The 17,617-nt window shown below is 44.7% G+C and carries 20 protein-coding genes; 16 read left to right on the top strand and 4 right to left on the bottom strand.

Annotated features, from left to right (window positions below):
- Positions 1-215 precede the first annotated feature (215 nt).
- Positions 216-887, bottom strand: a complete 672-nt coding sequence (locus ACL9RM_RS00140; RefSeq protein ID WP_250267090.1) for a hypothetical protein — start codon at positions 885-887, stop codon at positions 216-218.
- A 732-nt stretch (positions 888-1,619) separates the two neighbouring features.
- On the bottom strand, positions 1,620-1,832 hold the full coding sequence (locus tag ACL9RM_RS00145; protein ID WP_250267089.1) for a helix-turn-helix domain-containing protein: 213 nt from the start codon (positions 1,830-1,832) through the stop codon (positions 1,620-1,622).
- Positions 1,833-1,993: 161 nt separating this feature from the next.
- Between ACL9RM_RS00145 and ACL9RM_RS00150 the strand changes: the two genes are divergently transcribed.
- Positions 1,994-2,359 (top strand): hypothetical protein, encoded by a 366-nt coding sequence (locus ACL9RM_RS00150; protein ID WP_250267087.1) that lies wholly within the window; start codon positions 1,994-1,996, stop codon positions 2,357-2,359.
- Between the two features lie 79 nt (positions 2,360-2,438).
- On the opposite strand, the gene ACL9RM_RS00155 is transcribed toward ACL9RM_RS00150, so the two are convergent.
- Together ACL9RM_RS00155 and ACL9RM_RS00160 are read right to left on the bottom strand one after the other, a co-directional pair.
- Positions 2,439-2,756 (bottom strand): hypothetical protein, encoded by a 318-nt coding sequence (locus ACL9RM_RS00155; RefSeq protein ID WP_013312804.1) that lies wholly within the window; start codon positions 2,754-2,756, stop codon positions 2,439-2,441.
- Between the two features lie 366 nt (positions 2,757-3,122).
- Positions 3,123-3,317: a YjzC family protein gene (locus ACL9RM_RS00160; RefSeq protein WP_013312803.1), complete on the bottom strand. Its 195-nt coding sequence runs from the start codon at positions 3,315-3,317 to the stop codon at positions 3,123-3,125.
- A gap of 331 nt (positions 3,318-3,648) precedes the next feature.
- Here ACL9RM_RS00160 and rpsF point away from each other — a divergent pair, with 331 nt between their 5' ends.
- The 15 genes from rpsF (at position 3,649) to rplI (ending at position 17,616) form a co-directional block, all read left to right on the top strand.
- On the top strand, positions 3,649-3,933 hold the full coding sequence (gene rpsF / locus ACL9RM_RS00165; RefSeq protein WP_013312802.1) for a 30S ribosomal protein S6: 285 nt from the start codon (positions 3,649-3,651) through the stop codon (positions 3,931-3,933).
- Between the two features lie 49 nt (positions 3,934-3,982).
- Positions 3,983-4,474, top strand: coding sequence for a single-stranded DNA-binding protein (gene ssb, locus ACL9RM_RS00170; RefSeq protein WP_013312801.1), 492 nt, complete (start codon positions 3,983-3,985; stop codon positions 4,472-4,474).
- A gap of 21 nt (positions 4,475-4,495) precedes the next feature.
- Positions 4,496-4,768 (top strand): 30S ribosomal protein S18, encoded by a 273-nt coding sequence (gene rpsR, locus ACL9RM_RS00175; RefSeq protein WP_013312800.1) that lies wholly within the window; start codon positions 4,496-4,498, stop codon positions 4,766-4,768.
- A 526-nt stretch (positions 4,769-5,294) separates the two neighbouring features.
- Positions 5,295-7,034: an ABC transporter substrate-binding protein gene (locus tag ACL9RM_RS00180; protein WP_165178321.1), complete on the top strand. Its 1,740-nt coding sequence runs from the start codon at positions 5,295-5,297 to the stop codon at positions 7,032-7,034.
- A gap of 68 nt (positions 7,035-7,102) precedes the next feature.
- Positions 7,103-8,065, top strand: a complete 963-nt coding sequence (locus ACL9RM_RS00185) for an ABC transporter permease (protein ID WP_061830440.1) — start codon at positions 7,103-7,105, stop codon at positions 8,063-8,065.
- Between the two features lie 11 nt (positions 8,066-8,076).
- Positions 8,077-9,000: an oligopeptide ABC transporter permease gene (gene opp4C / locus ACL9RM_RS00190; RefSeq protein WP_250267086.1), complete on the top strand. Its 924-nt coding sequence runs from the start codon at positions 8,077-8,079 to the stop codon at positions 8,998-9,000.
- A 13-nt stretch (positions 9,001-9,013) separates the two neighbouring features.
- Positions 9,014-9,997 carry an ABC transporter ATP-binding protein gene (locus ACL9RM_RS00195; RefSeq protein WP_149034876.1) on the top strand — a complete coding sequence of 328 codons (984 nt, stop codon included), beginning with the start codon at positions 9,014-9,016 and terminating at the stop codon, positions 9,995-9,997.
- On the top strand, positions 9,994-10,959 hold the full coding sequence (locus tag ACL9RM_RS00200; RefSeq protein ID WP_250267085.1) for an ABC transporter ATP-binding protein: 966 nt from the start codon (positions 9,994-9,996) through the stop codon (positions 10,957-10,959). Before ACL9RM_RS00195 ends, ACL9RM_RS00200 begins: the two co-directional genes overlap by 4 nt.
- Positions 10,960-11,118: 159 nt before the next feature.
- Positions 11,119-12,060, top strand: coding sequence for a D-alanyl-D-alanine carboxypeptidase family protein (locus tag ACL9RM_RS00205; RefSeq protein WP_061830438.1), 942 nt, complete (start codon positions 11,119-11,121; stop codon positions 12,058-12,060).
- A gap of 236 nt (positions 12,061-12,296) precedes the next feature.
- Entirely contained in the window at positions 12,297-13,355 is a 1,059-nt protein-coding gene (locus tag ACL9RM_RS00210; protein WP_250267083.1) for an LCP family protein, read from the top strand.
- A 45-nt stretch (positions 13,356-13,400) separates the two neighbouring features.
- Positions 13,401-13,829, top strand: coding sequence for a CBS domain-containing protein (locus ACL9RM_RS00215; protein ID WP_013312792.1), 429 nt, complete (start codon positions 13,401-13,403; stop codon positions 13,827-13,829).
- 121 nt (positions 13,830-13,950) lie between these two features.
- Positions 13,951-14,253: a MazG-like family protein gene (locus tag ACL9RM_RS00220; RefSeq protein WP_013312791.1), complete on the top strand. Its 303-nt coding sequence runs from the start codon at positions 13,951-13,953 to the stop codon at positions 14,251-14,253.
- Between the two features lie 5 nt (positions 14,254-14,258).
- Positions 14,259-15,176 (top strand): DUF2232 domain-containing protein, encoded by a 918-nt coding sequence (locus tag ACL9RM_RS00225; protein WP_039272110.1) that lies wholly within the window; start codon positions 14,259-14,261, stop codon positions 15,174-15,176.
- 11 nt (positions 15,177-15,187) lie between these two features.
- Positions 15,188-17,176, top strand: a complete 1,989-nt coding sequence (locus ACL9RM_RS00230) for a DHH family phosphoesterase (protein WP_039272108.1) — start codon at positions 15,188-15,190, stop codon at positions 17,174-17,176.
- The gene (rplI, locus tag ACL9RM_RS00235) at positions 17,173-17,616 is read left to right on the top strand and encodes a 50S ribosomal protein L9 (RefSeq protein WP_013312788.1); all 444 of its coding nucleotides are present in this window, start codon (positions 17,173-17,175) and stop codon (positions 17,614-17,616) included. Before ACL9RM_RS00230 ends, rplI begins: the two co-directional genes overlap by 4 nt.
- Position 17,617: the final 1 nt, after the last annotated feature.

Raw genomic sequence — 17,617 nt, forward strand, 5'->3', positions numbered from 1 at the left:
ATCGGCGTTGATATGGTTTTGTACGCGTTAATCGGGACTGGCCTATACTCGACGTTCAACGGGGCTGGGTAAGGCTTCTCTCTTACATAACTTCATTTGAGTTAACCCATATCTTTCTCAAAAACAACAAAAATCCGGAGAGAGTGCACCTCTACCGGATTTTTATTTCACGCTTTTTCACCTCAACAAGACAAGAAAATGAAATTTAGGAGTTATCAAGCACCATAGACTTTAGATAAAGCGAAGTTTATTACCTGGCTAGCAGGGTCAACAGCCCAAAATGCATCAATATAAACCCCTCTTCCATTATCTGCATAAACAATGGTAGCACCTTTGACTATAAATACCCCTACGACAATATTAGCTATCCAACCTGGTAGACCCAAAGACGTAAGAATAGCATTAAGACTTCCTGAGCTTATTGCTCCAATTCCCCCTATGTAAAGGGATTTTTCTTTGATATCTTGTGTTAATTGGTGAGATAGAAAGATACGGTATCCCCACCAAAGCAATTCATAATCCCAATAGGAGGAAGTATTAATAGAAGCTGTAGAGAAATTAGAAGGTGCTATTTTTAAACTGTTTTTATCCGTTACGGTAACTGTTACATCATCTGGAATATTCTTTGCTTGATCATTTGCCGAATCCAATGCTTTATTAACGAGCCCAAGTTCATCTTCAGACAAATTTTTTGAAGCCTCTTCACTTAAAGTAAATCTTTGTGACTGTAATTTTATGTAAGGATTTGTTTTGTCAATTAATTCTTGACTGAGTTCACCGGTTGACCTTTCCTGTATTTCATTTGATTTCGCTGCTAGTGCTGCTGAAGTGGTGATAACAAGCATTAGCATGATTGTTGCCATAAAAGCCGATACAAATTTCTTCATTTTTCCACTTACCTCCTAATAATATGATATAATTTCAATTACATTCCATAGAATACCATACAAATATTCTATTTGTATACATCTTTTTTAGAAAGGATTGTTAATTTTGAAAAACTTTGTAACAAACTTGATCCTCACATTTTTTACCGGACTCTTCGCTATATACTTATTTAGTGGAAAAGTAGAAGTAAATGGTTTAATAGTTTGCTTTATAAGTACAGGGGTAGTAGCACTAGGATATCTGGTTGCGTATTTAATAAAGAAAGTGCGTAAATGAAACCACATTTCTAACATTGGTTCGATTCCGAAATTGTTTGTTTTCGGAATACAAAGGTTTGAATTAAAAACGCTTTAACACAACGAGGCTACACCGTCTTCCAAGGACCCGCGTGCAGGTCCTTGGAAGACGGTGCGAAAGTAATTTAGTCAATATTTTAACTCGGAGGTAAACTGATATAACAATAATCTAAGCGCTCGTCTCTTTGGAGGCTTGCGTTTTTCTTTGTTTGTAGGTGTGTTCGCTTGATAGCTTCGTAAACGCGTGCTCTTATAATAGAAGAAACTAATTCAAACAGCCTAGAGTTAACGTAATCAGTTCGCTATGTGACTGCAAGCTAAACGTTGACAGGTGACACAGCACGGGATTAACGGACCTTTATCGTCAACTACGTGACTCGAAATCAGTAAGGCGTCGCAAGCCGTGTGTGAGTACGAATTCTGCTTTTTCCTGTTTCATTTCTCATCTATAAGAGTGATTATTTCACGGATGTCTGTTATGTCTAACGCATCTGCAATTTCTTCAATATGCTTGAAGTTTATGTTTTCTCTCTTCTCGTTCGCAAGTTCAGATAGTGCTGCCCTGCGGACACCAGTCTTATGAGACAATTCATTTAGAGAAATTCCCCTCGCTTTGATCAACTCGCCAAGCATCACTTTTACCTTCATCCCACACACTCCTATTTTTATTTTAAAAACCGTTGACTGTACTCATAAGCGTACAATATAATTGGGATACATGTCGTACGTATAAGCGTACAAATTGAAAAATTATTCTCTAATTAGTTTAATAACTAAAATGGATAAAGGGAGAAGGAGGAAAGCGATGTATGAGTAAATCGCTGGGATTGGAATGGGCTTCGATGGTATACGGACCGTATGATTTGCCGCATATGTATGAGATATTTGAAGGGGTTCTATATAAAGGATGCTACTTCTTCTATCTGGACAATGATGTGCTATGTCTGCGCCAGGTGCGCAAGTTGGAGCAGCTGGAACACACACATTTGTTCATTGATGGTGACAGTGCAGGATTACAACTGGCAGAGGGGATTCAGCGTGATTTGATAGAGGTAGTGACGGACATCATCAGAAACTGGAGAGACAAAAGCGGTCTAACTTTCCTGTTCGATGAATTGCTGTGTCTGCGAGAAAGGGGAGATATACAGCTCGACCTTGTAAAAGACAAGGGTTAGGTTGTTCCTTCTGAATGTTGTCTTTCAAGAAAAAATGCTCCTGACAGCAGAAAAACATTGCCGTTAGGAGCACTTTTTGTTATAGCTGGTTAGGCGGGTAATGATAGCGTTTTGTTTTTTTTGAGCCAGAGATCATCAGAAGGATCGCTGCAATCAAATGGAGAGCCCAGCCTACAAAGGGTATCCAGGCCAGCAAAGAAGTGAGTACTCCCCATACGGAGCCGTAGATCGCTTCCTGATTGCGTAACGACAGGATAAGTGTTACTGCGTGCAGGACAAGCATAAATCCCAGAGCCGAGTAGCCGGTCCCCATGACAATAGCTCCCCCCACAATCGGTACGGCAAGCACCAATTCGAATATACCTGATATCCACTTTAATATTCGAGAATAGCTCATCTTTAAACCTCCGTAGATAGTAGGTCTTTGTACTTGGATATATTCTAGCAGAAGGAGCTGAATTAATCTGCATTTTACCAGGATATGCAAAAAGTCCGATAATGCAACAAAGGAGGACCACAAAGGTCCTCCATCGTAGGCGATACATTTTTAACAGGATACGATCTGTCCAATCACATCATGAAACTCGGTGTACTGACAAGCAATACCGTGTTGAAAAGACAGTGTCCTTTTACACAAACCTAACGCTTCTAATGCCCGGAATGGATCTCCTAACAGTTTGTCCGGCTACGTCATCCAACGGAACCACACCTCTCTGTTGTATCGCCTAATCATAATATGGCCAGGATTCCGAGGAAATATACATTAGTGGACACGAGCTTTCGTTTTTTTCTTCCATTTGCGATTATGGTTGGCGGTCTCGGGAAAAGAATCGCCTCTTTCCAGCGTTACTTGCTGTGGGTTTTGGATTTCAGTATGGAAGCTCTTTTCTCCGACCTCCATGTATACGCCGTCGTTTGGGACCTTATCCCCTGGTTCGAACTCAGTCTTTTCACCCATACAGTGGTGCCTCCTTAGATAAATGAATTTGAACTGCAACGGTTATTGTGCGCTGTCTTGAACAGAAACATGCGAAATCGGGTATACAGATAGTGAGTGAATCAAATGATTTCCTTTATATATGCGAAATATATATGCGAAATTTTTGATGTTTTATAAAATTGTATAAAGCTAATGATATGCAGTGTATTTAGCCGTGTTAGGCTTGTGTATTGAATTTGTAGGTTGCATTCAGTTGCTCGATTTGGTAAACTGTTTTAGTGCGAGCTTAGGCTCGTTCCTTGCTCTCAACTGAGATTGAGGGCCTTATGTCCATAAGGAGGTGTAAAGAATGCGCAAATATGAAGCGATGTATATTATTCGTCCTGACATTGAACAAGAAGCTGTTCAAGCGACAGTCGATAAATTCCAAGGTATCATCTCTAACGGCGGTGGCGAAATTACGAGTCACGATGTAACTAAACGCCGTCTTGCGTATGAGATCAAGAAATTCCGTGATGGTTCTTTCGTTCTGGTAAACTTCACAGCAGAACCTGCTGTTGTTACTGAGCTTGAGCGTATCATGAAAATTTCTGACGAAGTAATTCGTTATCTCATTACGAACGACGTAGCTTAATTATTGTACGTGATTATGTAATGAACAACGCTCAAAGGAGGGGATTGGATTGTTGAACCGTGTCATTCTGATCGGTCGTTTGACCAAAGATCCAGAGCTGCGTTATACACCGTCTGGTGTAGCAGTAACCCAGTTCACCCTGGCTGTAGACCGTCCGTTTACGAGTCAAGGCGGCGAACGGGAAGCGGATTTCTTGCCGATCGTAACCTGGCGTCAGCTTGCTGAAACATGCGCTAACTATCTTCGCAAAGGTCGTTTAACGGCTGTTGAAGGCCGTGTTCAGGTGCGTAATTATGAGAACAATGAAGGAAAACGTGTATACGTGACTGAAATTGTAGCTGATAATGTGCGTTTCTTGGAATCTAACCGCGATGGCGGTAACGGTGGCGGCAATAGCGGTGGAGCTGCGCGTGAGGAGTCTCCTTTCGGAGGCGGTAACAGCAATAGTGGACGCGGGAATAATAACTCGCGAAACAATCAGGATCCTTTTTCTGATGACGGAAAACCGATCGATATTTCGGATGATGATTTACCATTTTAATTGGGAAAGGACTGACAAAGAATGGGCTTCAGACAAAGAGAAGGCGGAGACGATAACAAAAGACCAGCTCGTCGTGGTGGTCGCAACAAACGTCGTAAAGTATGTTTCTTCACTGTGAACAAAATTACTCACATTGACTATAAAGATACAGACCTGCTTAAAAAATTCATCAGCGAACGTGGAAAAATTCTTCCTCGTCGTGTGACTGGAACAAGCGCGAAATATCAACGTATGTTGACAATCGCTGTTAAACGTTCCCGTCAAATCGCATTGCTTCCTTACACTACTGAATAGTAGTGGGCGGAAAAAAGAGACGTTCCCGATCCCGGGAATGTCTTTTTTTTGTGATCTTTTATATTGACAACAAGTGCCATCTATTGTAACTTACTAATAATACAATCCATGTTTACCCATAAACCATAGCATACCTTTTAATGGCTTGTGAAATTGCAAGCTCCTCGACTCGCCAGAGTAAACATTTCGGCCTTCCGGAATGTTATTTTATATTACATGTAATCTTGTTTTTTGTCATTTTCCACAAGTAAAATTCATAAAGTTTACATAAATAGATATTTTGCATTTTTATATTACATAAAAAAAGATATTGACGTGATATTATTTTACACTTAAGATAAACCTTAATAAAAATGTAATGGTTGTTAACGCACAAAATTGACCAGAGGTCTAAAACACGTGTTTACGCTATTAAAGACAGTAAGGAGGATGTGCAAACTTCATTTTCAAACCTCAAGCTTTAACGAATCACCGCAGGAATGAGACAGGCTGTTAAATAAAGAACCGACTAAGGGGGATTAACAGGATGATGCAGACGAAGAAATGGGTTTCTTTGCTTATGATGCTTACGATCGTTGGTGTTCTGTTTGCAGGATGTAGCGGAGGTGCCAATGAGGCACAGCCACAGCAAGGCAATGCGGGCAATAAAACAGAGGGAAATGAAGCAAGTGCACCTGTTACGGAGGGCGTTATTAAAGCAACTGATCTGTCGCAAAACCCTCCGGGAGCGACTAATCGGAAAGATAACATTGTAGTAGGTATGACATCACCTAAAGGGGTATTCAACCCGCTATTCTGGCAAACGACTTACGATTTATATGTAGTCAGAACAGTATTTGATTCCTTCTTACAGGTGAAGGCGGATGGTACATATGAAAATAGTTTGGCTGAAAAGGTTGATGTATCGCCGGATGGTCTAAAATACACATTCCATCTGAAACCAGGTGTGAAGTATAGTGACGGTACTCCAGTAACCGTGAAGGATTATGCTTTTGTTCTTAAGGTGCTGCATGATCCGAATTATGATGGAGAAACCGATGTATTGTCTTTTAAGATTAAAGGCGGTAAAGAATATCACGATGGCAAAGCAAATGATATCTCGGGGATCAAGGTCATTGATGATAATACAGTAGAGGTCACCGTTACAGAAGCAACAGCGTATACGAAGGATTTTCTGGGTGAGCAATACTTTATGCCAGAAGCTTATTACGGAAAAGGGTTCAAAAAGGGTAACCTGGACAGCATCAAGGCGCTTAATAATAAGCCGATCGGCTCTGGTCAGTATGTACTGAAGAGCTTCTCCCCAGGTCAACAAGTCGTATTGGATGCGAATCCAAACTACTTTAAAGGCGCACCTAAGGTGAAATCGGTTATTTTCAAAACAACAACAGAAGAAACGAACCTGTCTATGCTGCAAACGGGCGAAACGGACATGGACAACATCACAGTTACGGAAGACAATGTAGAGGAATTAAAGGCTCTAGGCTTCTTGGACGTGAATATTATGCCGACAAATGGCTATGGATATATAGCGTTTAATCACAAGGAAAAGAAATTTCAGGACCCTAAAGTACGTCAGGCTCTAACGATTGGCTTAAACCGCAAGGAGATTGTGCAGGGTGTATATGGTCCATATGCGAATGTTATTAACATTCCACAATCTACAGAATCTTGGTCTTATACGGATGAAGGTATCAACAAATATGAATTTGATACAGCTAAGGCGAAGGCTTTGCTGGATGAGGCAGGCTGGAAGGTTGGTGCTGACGGAATTCGTGAAAAGGATGGAGAAAAGCTGACCATCAACTTCTCTGCGACCGCTGATAATCCAGTAGTAGAGGCCTTACTGCCGATCATGTCCAATAACTATAAGGAGCTAGGCATCAAGCTGACTTCCGAAACTTTAGATTTTAACGCCATTATGGATAAAAAGGACACAGGCAAGTTTGATATGTTCTTTGCGGCTTGGGGCTTAACTCCAGACCCGGATACAACGACTTTTATTACGAATGGTGCACAAAATGATATCGGCTATTCCAATAAGAAGGTCGATGAACTAACGCTTGCTGGTAAGCATGAGCTGGATCAAGAGAAACGCAAACAGATTTACAAACAGCTCTATCAAGAGTTGAACAAGGATCTGCCAACTATTTTTATGTACCAACGCAGAGATATGTGGCCAGTTAATGGACGTGTAACCGGCTTGGAAATTACACCATACAAAGATTTTGAGTTCACTCTGCATAACGCTCAGATCGCTCAATAAGGGTTGCCAACCGTATGCTCAGCTCTCACGAGCTGGGCATATCACTTTATTCGTCTGGAGGAATGAATATGAAGCAGTACATTATTCGAAGACTGCTGCAACTCATCCCCACACTTATTGGCATATCCATTATCGTATTTGCGATTTCAGCCATGGTGCCGGGTGATTATATTACAGCCAAGCAGAACCCGAATATGACGGCCGAAAAGGCGCAGCAGCTACGACATATCTACGGGCTGGATAAACCGGAATACCAACGCTATTTTATATGGGCCGGTAATATGTTAAAGGGGAATATGGGGGATTCATTACAGCATAAGCAGCCGGTAACGAAGGTCATTGGCAATTATGTATGGAACTCATTTATTATCGCTTTTTTTAGTCTTATATTTAGCTGGTTGATTGCGGTTATTGCAGGAGTATTTTCAGCCAAGTTTCAATATTCGTTATTCGATAAGTTTGTCACATTATTCATTTTCTTATGTATGTCGCTGCCTTCATTTTTTATTGGTCTATTGGTCATCAAGATATTTGCCCTGGAGTGGGGAATTCTCCCGGTTGGGGGCATGACCACAGCAGGGATGGAGCCAGGCTCATGGGCTTATATGGTAGATGTTCTCAAGCATATGTTCCTGCCGACACTCGTACTTACGATGCTGAGCACAGGAAGTCTGACCCGGTATTTCCGTACAGGCATGCTTGAGGTCATTCGTCAGGATTATATTCGTACCGCACGCGCCAAAGGCCTGAAGGAACGTACGGTTATTTTCAAGCACGCACTGCGCAATGCACTGATTCCAGCCATCACACTACTCGGCTTCGAGCTTCCGGCCTTATTTGGTGGAGCGATGATTCTGGAGAAGGTATTTGTGTGGCCGGGTGTGGGTCAGGTCTATCTGGAGTCGATCAGTATGCGGGATTATCCGTTTATGTTGGGCTTCACGATTTTCCTAGCGGTACTTACGCTTATCGGTAATTTGCTCTCTGATGTATTGTATGGCATGGCAGATCCAAGAATTCGCTTGAAGTAGGAGGGATACTATTGTCCGCAGAAACAGTCACGATTGAAACGAATCAAAAGGCGGCGATCCGTCCTGAAGCGTCTCCATGGAGAATCGCCGTTCGCCGTTTTAACCAAAACCGTCTGGCTTTGGCTGGTCTCGTTATATTAATTCTGATGGTTACCATTTGTAGTTTTGGACCGATGATTTCACCTTATCATTTAGATGATTACAAGCTAGCTGACAAAAATTTATCGCCTAATGCTAAGTACTGGCTTGGTACAGATAAGTTTGGTAGAGATATTTTGCTGCGTACAATGCTGGCCGGCCGTATTTCCTTGACGGTGGGGCTGGTGGCCACGTTTATTTCGGTCATGATCGGAGCGACGCTGGGTGCGCTGGCAGGGTTTTATCGTAAAGGCGTGGATACAGTTATTATGCGGATTGCCGATATTTTCATGGCACTCCCTACATTACCGCTGCTTATTATTTTAGGTGCTGTTCTGTCGGATTTGAAGGTTGATCCGTCGAATCGCATTTATTTTCTGATGCTCATTATCGGGGTCCTGAGCTGGACGAGCTTGTCCCGTCTGGTCAGGGGGCAGATTCTTACGCTGCGTGAACAGGAGTTTATGCAGGCAACGGAAGCGCTAGGTTTGAGAGACCGTCGCAAAATATTCCGACATCTGCTGCCGAACACGATTCCTACCATTATTGTTACGGCTACGCTTGGAGTAGCGGGTGCGATTATTACAGAATCTGCACTTAGTTACTTGGGAATCGGTGTTGTGCCGCCTACACCTTCGTGGGGGAATATGATATCGGCTGCGAATAACCTGATTGACTTCCGCAAACGACCTTGGATATGGGTCCCACCGGGAATGTGTATTCTCATTACCGTTGTAGCGATTAACCTGATTGGCGACGGTTTGCGTGACGCGCTGGACCCTAAAATGAAGAAGTAGGAGACGAACGTTTATGGAAAATGCTTTGATTGAATTTCGTAACCTGAAAACCCACTTTCATACCTCTAACGGAACTGTCAAAGCGGTCAATGACGTCAGTTTTAAAATTCGTGAGGGTGAAACGCTCTGTGTGGTAGGAGAATCAGGCTGCGGTAAGAGTGTAACAGCGATGACGATGATGCGGTTGATTGATTCTCCCCACACCTCAGACGGACAAATCTGGTTTGAGGGCAAGGATCTCCTAAAACTCAATAAAGGTCAAATGCAGCAAATTCGCGGCAATGACATCTCGATTATTTTTCAGGAGCCCATGTCTTCTCTGAATCCCGTCCTTACGATTGGGGAACAGATCACGGAGCCATTGCTGATGCACACATTAATGAGTAAAAAAGAAGCACATGCTCGGGCAATTGAGCTGATTAATTTGGTGGGGATTTCACGTTCAGAGGAAATATTTCATTCCTATCCTCATGAATTGAGTGGCGGTATGCGCCAGCGGATCATGATTGCCATCGCATTAAGCTGTAATCCGAAGCTATTGATTGCGGATGAACCGACAACGGCACTGGATGTTACGATTCAGGCACAGATTCTGGATTTAATGCGGGATTTGAAGGATAAGCTTAAAACGTCCATTATGCTCATCACGCACGACTTGGGCGTCGTGGCAGAAATGGCTGATTATGTGGTTGTTATGTATGCTGGAAACGTCATTGAAGAGGCGCCTGTCATTGAGCTGTTTAAAAATCCGCAACATCCATATACTCAAGGCTTATTAAAGGCGAAGCCCGTCATTAATCAGAAAATGGATCGACTCTATTCCATCCCAGGACAGGTTCCAAACCCGATTGAGCTGGGGGAAAATTGCCATTTTCATGATCGGTGCGCCCATTGTATGCAAATTTGCAAGGATCAGGCTCCTCCCTTGAATGAAAAGGAGAATGGTCATAAGGTTGCCTGCTGGCTATATGAGAAAGAAGGAGGGCAACGGATATGAGCGAGCCTTTGATTCAAGTGGAAGGGCTGAAAAAGTATTTCCCGATCACAGGCGGAATTTTTCAGCGTACTGTCGGACATGTGAAAGCAGTCGATGACGTATCCTTTAACATTCATAAGGGTGAATCCTTCGGTCTGGTAGGAGAATCGGGTTGCGGCAAAAGTACGATTGGACGTACGATTCTCAGATTGATGGATAAGACAGAGGGATCGGTACGATATAAAGGCGAAGACTTGCACGCGTTAAACAAAGAGCAGATCCGTGCGCTTCGTCCGAAGTTGCAAATCGTCTTTCAGGACCCTTTTAGCTCACTGAATCCGAGAATTAAGGTCGGTGAAGCCATTGGAGAGGCGTTGCTGGATCACGGGTTGATTGATCGTAGTGAGCTGCGGAAGAAGGTCAATGAAACGCTGAACATTTGCGGGCTGTCCTCGTATCATTATGATCGGTATCCGCATGAGTTCTCTGGCGGTCAGCGCCAGCGGATCGGGATTGCACGGGCTTTGATTTTGAATCCTGATTTTATTGTGGCTGACGAGCCGGTATCTGCTCTGGATGTGTCTATTCAGGCCCAGATCATTAACTTGTTAAGTGATTTGCAGCAGGAACGCCAATTGACCTATCTGTTCATCTCGCATGATCTAAGTGTAGTCGAGCATCTGTGTAGTCGGATTGGTGTGATGTATCTGGGTTCAATGGTAGAGCTTTCCTCCAAGGAGGAACTGTTCAGTAATCCGCTTCATCCGTACACGAAGGCGCTGCTATCGGCTGTACCGATTCCCGATCCCACGATCAAGAGACAACGGATTGTGTTGAAAGGAGACATCCCATCTCCGGCCAATCCGCCTTCAGGATGCAAGTTTCATACACGTTGTCCTATGGCAGAAGCACGTTGTAAAACAGAGACTCCGGTATACCACGATGCGGGCGATCAGCATTTTGTAGCCTGTCACTTTGCCTAAAATATAATAATTAGGAAGCAAAATATCCGTCATCCTGAAAGCAGAATTGACGGATATTTTGGCGTGGAATAAAAAAGGTAAAAAAATTGTATCTTTTTTTCGAAAAATTGCAGACAAAATGGATTTTTCATCGTCTAATAAAGTATGGAGGTTATTACGATGATGAAAAAACATTGGTTACGTTGGGCTATTGTCGTCCCGGTACTTATTATATTGATTTTTATTACGCTTGGACCCCGCCTGTTGATCGGAAAGCCGAATGTGGATGCAGAGGCTGCGGTGCTGATGGACATGCATACTGGGGAATTGCTGATGGATGTGAATGGTGATACGCCTATGCCTTCCGCAAATATGTCCAAGCTCATGACTGAGCTATTGGTGCTGGAGGATATTCGGGCCGGACGGTTAGGCTGGAATGATGAAGTGCGAATTAGCCGTTACGCCAGTACAGTGGGCGGTGTAAATCTCTCCCTCCGGTATGGTGAAAGGATGACCGTATCCGAATTGTTCCAGAGTATGGTTGTGTATTCAGCGAATGATGCCGCTGTCGCGTTAGCGGAGCGTTCAGCAGGGAACGAATCAGCTTTTGTGAAGCGTATGAATGGGAAAGCTGCCCAAATCGGGTTGTCATCCGATAGTCGCTTTAGCAATGCGTCTGGGGCAGGTCAGAGTGAACTGGGGCCGAATCACCCTGAGGATATTCAGGGAGAAACGAAAATGACAGCAAGCGACACGGCAAAGTTGGCCTCCTATTTGATTACGTCACACCCGGAGATTTTGAGAACGTCCAGTCGTACGCAAATGGAGTTGAAGGATAAAGGCATCTACATTAGTAATACGAACTGGATGCTGCCTTCCTTGGCTGGACCGTACTCTTACGCGGGAACGGACGGACTGAAAGCAGGGTACACAAGCGACGCTGGATACTGCTTCACGGGCACAGCTGAGCAGCATGGAAGACGGCTAGTTGCTGTGGTGCTGGGTGCACCGAGCAAGGAAGAGCGTTTTGAGCAGACACGGAAGTTGTTCGATTATGGTTTTTCCCTGTCGACTTCTTTCCCGGTGAGACTGCAAAATTTGGTGAAACTGGCTCCACATTAAGGCGAAAAATGACTTTGAAAGCTACATAGGATACGGATATAAACATGAATTGGGGCTTTGACCGTGAGGTCGAAGCCTTTTTTGGTATGAATTCGAGGAGCTGACCACGCCATGACACTTTTGACAACAAGGTAGTAGACCTTTTATGCTTTGAAGGGAAGTTTCAGCTTCATGTGGGACCAATTTGGTTTAATGAAGAGATGGGATTTGTGACGAAAAGAAGGAAGGTACCTGTTATGGAGAGAAGACATAAGAGAAGGACCAGTGGAAAGCCCAAAAAGAAAAAGAGGTTTACCGCTCTATATATTTCATGTATTGTTTTATTTTTGATTGCAGTGGGAGGCTACCTGTTCCGCAAACAGCTGACACTGGTGGCTTTTGATTGGTTTGTATCACCGACGTTGGAAAGCAAGCTGGAGAAATCCTATCAGCCGCGACAATCCGGGGAACAGCAGCAGCAAGAGACAGTTGCTTACCGTAAGGAACCCTTTTCGGTGCTGTTACTGGGTACAGATCAAAGGCCAAATGAAAAGGCGCGTGGTCGTTCGGATACGATTATGTATGCAGTAGTACGGCCCGCGGAATCGCGTGTGCTTTTGGTTTCCATTCCAAGGGATACGTACGTACAGATTGCCGGACATGATCCGAATCGCGATGGCGAGGATGATTTTGATAAGTTGGGGCATGCTTATGCGTTCGGAGGCGAAGATATGTCCATGGCTACAGTAGAGAAGTTGATGGAGCATAAGGCCGATTATTATGCTACGATTAATTTCCAGGGTATTCAGGAGGCGGTGAATGCAGTGGGTGGAGTTGTGCTTCCAATCGACAAGCCCATTGAGAATAAAAACCCGCTGCATATCAAGTTCCGTATTGAGGCGGGCAAGCCGCTTTATAATGGTGAAGAAGCCATGTATTATGTTAGATATCGGGAAGATAGTGACTTCAACCGTACAAAACGGCAGCAAATATTTTTGAACGCTATGGCGGATAAGCTGCTGAATATCAACGGAATTACCAAGATCCCGGAGCTGCTCGATATTATGGGAGCCAATTTTAAAACCGATATGGAACCTACTTTTATTACTGGGCTTGGCAAGCAAGCTATTTCGCAGGGGAATCCACAAATTTCAAGTTTTACGATTACGGGGGAAGGGTTCAAGAAGAAGGGCCTGTATTATGACCGGGCTAATGAACAGGAACTTGAATATGCCAGACTCATGATTGCCAACTGGCTAGATTCCGATACAACCCCGCAGACGCTGAGGCTTCCCGACAAGCAGGACATTCAGTGAATAATCAATGGATTTATATTTGATTTTGAGGGGGATTCGTTTCTCATGAATATCGCTTTTTTCTTGCTTCCCAAACAGGAAGTTGCTTGTGTAACGGCGGATGCTACTTTACGGCAAACGTTGGAACGGATGGAATATCACCGTTTTACAGCGGTTCCTATTTTGGATAAAGAAGGTAGATATACAGGTACGGTTACAGAAGGTGATCTGTTGTGGCATATGAAAGAGTCCGAGGGGAAAATCACCTTTGAAAACGCTTCTAAGTTCATGCTTAAGGACGTTCCGTTGCGGGTTACGATGAAGCCCGTATCCATTGACGCGAACATGGAGGATTTAATTAATTTGGCTAAGGTACAGAATTTTGTGCCCGTCGTAGATGATATGGAACGGTTTATTGGCATTGTACGTCGCAGCCAGATTATTGAGTATTGTGAAAAATTTGTATCCAGGGAATCGCTTAATACTTCAAGCTAAAATAAGCAGAAAAGCTGCTCCGAAAATAACGATTTACCCTATGGGGTAACAGTTATTTTCAGAATAGGATATGCTATAATGGAGAATAAAGCTTTTTCAGAGGGGTGTGACTCTTCATCATATGCCTAAAGAAATGGATGTAGTTAAACGAGCCAAGGTTATTGAATGGCTTAAAACAGAGGTGCTTGACCAAGTCTCCCGTCTGTTTAAGGCGATGTGGGAAGGCAGTACAGCCCGCATCGGTGATTGTTTGGCGAGTTTGGTGATGAGCAGTTATATTTTGGGGAGGCGCCTTGGAGTGTCTTACCGTGAATTGGATGATCTACTCATCGACAAGCTAAGAAAGCACAGAAAAGAAGGACACCAGCTGGAGGATTGGTATCAGGACATTTCCGCACTGGAAGAACATATGCGTAAGAGGTGAAAACGTTGAAATTCCGCTTGGCAACTGTAGCATGGAGCGTCATTTATTTGCTTCTGCTGCTGACTCTATTGACACCATTAAGAATCATTACCGTATTTTTGCTGATTGTGCCTGGCGCTGTATTGTTTTCATCGCTGCCTTTCAAAGGATTTCTGGTCCACGTCATACCGGTGCTGTTAATTATAGCGCTACTCGATGTGTATTCGCTGCTCCCTGCGATTTATTTTCTGATTCCTTCAATAATGATGGGACGGATTTATAAAAAGGGAGGACCTGCTTTTCAAGCGTTGATGACCGGAATGGGCATTATTTTAGCCGAGTTGTTGGTTGTTCTGTTTATCGCTACGTATTCCTTTGGATTTGATCTTTCGCAGTACCTTCGTGATCAGGCTGCGATATCGGCAAGTATTGTACAGCAGGTTTTGAGTGCTAATCCGATGTTTTCAAACATGAATTGGACGGCAGAGGATACGCAGAAACTCGGCACAATGCTGATTGGAAAAATTCCGTATGTGCTGATCGTGACCTCGTTCATATTGGCGGTGATTACGCATGCTTTGGCACGTCCGGCATTGAGCAGTCTCGACGTACCGGTACGCAAAATGAAGCCTGCCCGCGAGTGGAGGCTACCGCGCGCACTGATCTGGTATTATCTGCTGGCAATTGTAATTGAATGGATAGCAGGGTCTTCCGATAGCAGCTGGATTCAAATGGTTTCCATTAGTATGCTACCGCTGATTCATGCATGTTTTATTATCCAGACGATTGGTTTTGTATACTTCTGGACGCATAGCCGTAAAATGAGCCCGGTGATTGCGTTGCTGCTGTCGCTCGTCGTTCTGGTGTTCCAGCCGCTCCGCATTATAGGTATTATTGATTTGGCCTTTCCGCTGCGTGAAGCTATTACAAGATCAAAGAAATAGGGTGAACAGTCATGCCTAAATTTCTACAAAAACGCTGGCACGGCTATCAGACGGTCTGGGCGTTTTTACTGCTGCTGGTGCTTGTCATATGTATTTCCATGTACAACTGGGAACTGGGTGTGATAGGACTGCTGCTGTCATTCTTGCTCGGCGGGCTGATGCTGAAGACGGAATTGGATTTTCGTCGGGAACTGAATCAATATATCAGCGGTCTTTCCTTCCGGATCAAGCGGGTGGAAGGGGAAGCGATTAGTGCATTGCCGTTCGGCATCATTTTATACAGTGAAAATCGAACGGTAGAATGGCACAATCGGTTTGCCGGGGAGATGTTCGAGGAGCAATCACTGATTGGTGAATCTCTTCAAGATTTGTTTCCTCAACTCGCAGGTGCTCTAAGCACCAAGAAGGAAACAAAGGAGCCTGCCCGTGAGCTGAAGGTGGAGCTACAGCATGATGAGCGTCATTATCAGTTTCTGATTGTGCCCGATGAGCGTCTGATATATTTGTATGAAGTCACGGAGTTGGCGGTGCTACGCAAGCAGTATGAAAACGAGCGATTGGCGCTCGGTATCGTCATGCTCGATAATATGGACGAGGCTGCTCAGGGGATGGACGATCAGCAGCGTACCGCGCTTATTGCGAAGGTGTCAAGCGAGATTACATCCTGGGCTAATCAGTACAATATTTATTTGCGTCGATTATCTTCTGAGCGTTATCTCATTATGCTAAATCATAAAGCGCTTCAGGAGCTGGAGCAAAGTCGATTCGTCATTCTGGATACCGTAAGGGAAATGACAGCGGATTTGAAAGTACCGATGACACTGAGTATTGGCTTATCCTTCGGTGCAGAGAGCATCAAGGAGCTAGGGGAGCTGGCCCAATCCAGTCTAGATATGGCGCTTGGGCGTGGAGGCGATCAGGCTGCAGTGAAGGCGGGACAACGCCTGTCCTTTTACGGAGGCAAGTCCAATGCTGTCGAGAAGCGGACCAGAGTGCGTGCCCGAGTCATTGCACATGCGCTGCGTGATCTGATGCAGGAGAGCGACCGCGTGCTGATCATGGGACACAAAATACCGGACATGGATGCAGTGGGAGCGGCCATCGGTGTGTGGAAGGCTGCGGCGCTTTACAATGTAGAGGCACATATCGTACTGGATAAATCTAATCCGTCTATCGACCGAATGATGGAGCAGGTAAACAAGGATGAGAAGTTATCGCAAGCGCTCCTGACGCCAGAGCAGTCGCTCCAGCTAATGACTGAGCACAGTCTGCTGGTCGTGGTGGACACGCACAAGGCCTCCATGACGATTGAGCCGCGTCTAGTGCAGACGGCCAGTCGGGTGGTGGTTGTCGACCATCATCGTCGGGGCGAGGAATTTATTAACGATTCGGTTCTGATCTACTTGGAGCCCTATGCGTCATCGGCCTGTGAGCTGGTGACCGAGCTGCTGCAATATATCCATGAGAAGGTCCAACTGACACCGCTGGAGGCAACATCACTGTTGGCAGGGATTACGGTGGATACCAAGCATTTTTCCCTGCATACAGGCTCGCGTACATTCGAGGCAGCCGGCTTTTTACGGCGTAGCGGGGCAGATACAGTTATGATCCAGCGCATGTTAAAAGAGGACCTGGATGAATATATTGCTAAGGCGGAAATTATTAAGCATGCTAAAATGATATATGGGCATATCGCAATTGCGGTAACTGAGCCCGGACAGAAAATACCGCAGCTCCTGATTGCTCAGGTGGCGGATTCATTACTCAATATGACGGATGTACTGGCCTCCTTTGTGGTCAGTGAACGTCCTGACGGCCTGGTGGGGATCAGCGCCCGTTCACTCGGACGCATGAACGTACAGGTCGTCATGGAACGGCTAGGCGGCGGAGGACATCTGACGAATGCGGCGGTTCAGCTGGATTGCCCGCTGGAGGAAGCTAAGCGCAGAGTGGTCGACGTGCTGGCCGAAATTGATGGGGAAGAGGGGTTATTTGAATGAAAGTGATATTCATTAAAGATATGAAGGGCCAAGGCAAGAAGGGGCAAATTAAGGAAGTTTCGGACGGTTATGCAGCGAATTTCCTGTTGCCGCGTGGTGTTGCCCGTCCAGCGACAGAAGGAAATATGAAGACGCTGGAAAATCAGAATGCTGCGGAGGAAAAGCGTAAGCAAGAGGAAAAGGAAGAGGCGCAAGCACTCGGCAAAAAGCTGGAAGAGACAACGGTTCAGCTCAAGGCGAAGGCTGGTGAAGGTGGACGGCTGTTCGGCGCGATTACAAGCAAGCAAATCGCGGAGGCAGTAGCTAAAACTGGCATCAAGCTGGACAAACGCAAAATTGAGCTGGAAGAACCGATTCGTACGTTGGGCGTGACTCAAATGACCGTTAAGCTTCATCCTGAGGTCAAAGCTACGCTGAAAGTACAGGTGACTGAAGAATAAT

The organism is Paenibacillus sp. S29 (genome assembly GCF_049319765.1).
Taxonomy (GTDB): domain Bacteria; phylum Bacillota; class Bacilli; order Paenibacillales; family Paenibacillaceae; genus Paenibacillus; species Paenibacillus polymyxa_B.